The following is a 2,343-nucleotide window of genomic DNA, read 5'->3' as shown; positions in this document are numbered from 1 at the left end:
CTAACCGCGATCATGAGTCCAGCCTCGCCACCCGCGCGGCCTGGCTTCACTATGCCGGGGGTCTGACGCAGGCCCAGGTGGCCAAGCGGCTCGGCCTGACCAGCCTCAAGGCGCATCGGCTCATCACCCGGGCCACCCAGGATGGCCTTGTCAGGGTGATCATCGACGGCGATGTCGGCGAATGCATCGACCTCGAGCAGCAGCTGATCACTGCTTACGGGCTCGACTACTGCGAGGTTGTTCCTGATCTCGATCAGGACGAGCTGCCGCTGAAGGCGCTTGGGATCGCCGGCGCTCAGTTTCTGAAACGAGAGATCGATCGCGGCGAGGACATGCTGATCGGCGTCGGCCATGGCCGTACCCTTGCCGCAAGCGTCGAGTATCTGACGCGCACCGCCGCTGCCCATATCCGTTTCGTCTCGCTGCTTGGCGGCGTGACGCGCAAATTCGCGGCCAACCCGCACGATGTCATGCATCGGCTGGCCGAGCGGACCGGCGCGCAGGCTTATGTGATGCCGGTGCCTTTCGTCGCCAACACCGCCGAGGACCGTGAAGTGCTGCTTGGTCAGCGCGGCATTAGCGATGTCTTCGACCTCGCAAGCCGGTCCGACCTGATGTTCGTCGGCATAGGGACCGCCGAGCGGGAAGCTTCGTTGGTCGCTACCGGCATGATCGAACATTCCGAAATCGATGAGGTGAAACGCGATGGCGGCGTCGGCGAGCTGCTCGCCCACTTCTTCGACGACAAGGGGCGCCCGGTGGAAACGGCGCTGTCGGACAGAATTCTCGCGCTTCCGCGGGACCAGTTGAAGGGCCGCCGGATCGTCGCCGTCGCCGGCGGCAAGATCAAAGTGCGTGCCATCAAAGCGGTGCTCGAAAGCCGCTATCTGAGCGGCCTGATCACCGACGAGTCCACCGCTCGTGCCCTTGTCGAACAGAACAAACCCAATGGCGCGAAGCGCCATGTGAACGGAGGATCGTCAAATGCGTGACAAGCGCGGATCAGCCTTGCTGGCGGTTGCGTCATGAGCGCGAAAGCCGCCACCGCATCGACCAGGCCGGCTTCGCCCGCCCTGCGTCGGGCACTTGCCGGCGCCGCGGTTGTCGTCCTGCTCGGCGCCATGGCGCTCGACACCAAGGTGGTCAGGATCGGCTCTGCCGGCGATGTCCGCAGCGCCGTCTTTTCCGCCGCTGACTACGGCAAGTCGGAGTTTCCCAAGGTGCAGGCCGATGTCGAGGCACGCGCCGCCGACGCGGTGACGGTGGCTGCTGCTATCGCCAAGGACAGGGCGACGGCGGAAAAGGAATATGGCGTGCCAGCGGGCGTCGGACCGGTCATCTCGGTCAAGTTCACCGGTGTCGTCGGCGAAGGAAAATCCGGCATCTACAAGGTCGCCGTCGAAGGCGTGCCGGACACGCTGATGATCCGGGTGCAAACGGGACCGGCGATCAACGGCACCGAGCTTCGCGACGCCACCGGCAAGATCACATTCGGCCAGTTCACCAACCAGATCGAATACCAGGACGCCGGTTCGGCGTTGAACAACGAGATGAAGAAGGAAGTCCTGGCCAAGGTCGACACCAGCACCTTGACCGGCAAGACCGTATCGGTGGTAGGCGCATTCAAGCTGGTCAACCCGAAGAGCTGGCTGGTCACTCCGGTGAGGCTGGAGGTCAAATGAGCGCGGCTGCAGACACCGGACCCGCGACCGGCGACGCCGTGCTTTCGGCGCGCAACATCGTCATGTCGTATGGCGGCGTTCATGCGCTCAAGGGCGTCAATTTCGACATCCATCGCGGCAAGGTCACGACGCTGTTCGGCGAGAACGGCGCCGGCAAGTCGACGCTGATGAAGATCCTGTCCGGCGTCGTCACGCCGACATCCGGCGACATCGTGCTCGACGGCAATCTCGTCAGCTTCTCCTCATCCTCGGACGCGCGCGATCGCGGCATCTCGATCATCCACCAGGAACTCAGCCTGGCGCCGAACCTCAGCGTTCGCGACAACATCTTCATGGGCCGCGAACTGCGCACCAGAACCGGCCTCGACTTCGCCGAAGAATCGCGCCAGGCGCGCGCGCTGATGGCCGATCTCGAAGAGGACATCGACCCGATGACTCTCGTCGAGGATCTGCGCCTGGGTCAACAGCAGATCGTCGAGATCGCGCGGGCGCTGTCGGTCGATTCACGCATCCTCATCATGGACGAGCCGACCTCCGCGCTCAGTGCAACCGAGGTCGAGGTGCTGTTCAAGGTGATCCGCGATCTGACCAGCCGCGGCGTCTCCATCGTCTACATTTCACATCACCTCGAAGAAGCGCTGCAGATCACCGACTACGCCGT

At 63.8% G+C, this 2,343-nt stretch carries 3 protein-coding genes; all 3 read left to right on the top strand.

What is annotated here, in order from left to right; translation table 11 throughout:
- Positions 1 to 992, top strand: a 992-nt coding sequence (locus EN893_RS29590) for a sugar-binding transcriptional regulator (protein WP_245490925.1), incomplete at its 5' end; no start/stop codon positions are given.
- 33 nt (positions 993 to 1,025) lie between these two features.
- Entirely contained in the window at positions 1,026 to 1,682 is a 657-nt protein-coding gene (locus EN893_RS29585) for a DUF2291 domain-containing protein (RefSeq protein WP_127269798.1), read from the top strand.
- Positions 1,679 to 2,343, top strand: a 665-nt coding sequence (locus EN893_RS29580; RefSeq protein WP_164901218.1) for an ATP-binding cassette domain-containing protein, incomplete at its 3' end; no start/stop codon positions are given. The genes EN893_RS29585 and EN893_RS29580, both read left to right, overlap by 4 nt.

Source organism: Mesorhizobium sp. M7A.F.Ca.CA.004.04.2.1, from assembly GCF_004022825.1.
GTDB lineage: Bacteria > Pseudomonadota > Alphaproteobacteria > Rhizobiales > Rhizobiaceae > Mesorhizobium.
The sequence above is the reverse complement of the archived record's forward strand: the minus strand, read 5'-3'. Positions and strand labels throughout refer to the sequence as shown.

What these genes read in the sequence shown, in the direction of transcription:
- EN893_RS29585 (WP_127269798.1), top strand. Translation starts at nt 1,026, where the DNA reads ATGAGCGCGAAAGCCGCCACCGCATCGACCAGGCCGGCTTCGCCCGCC.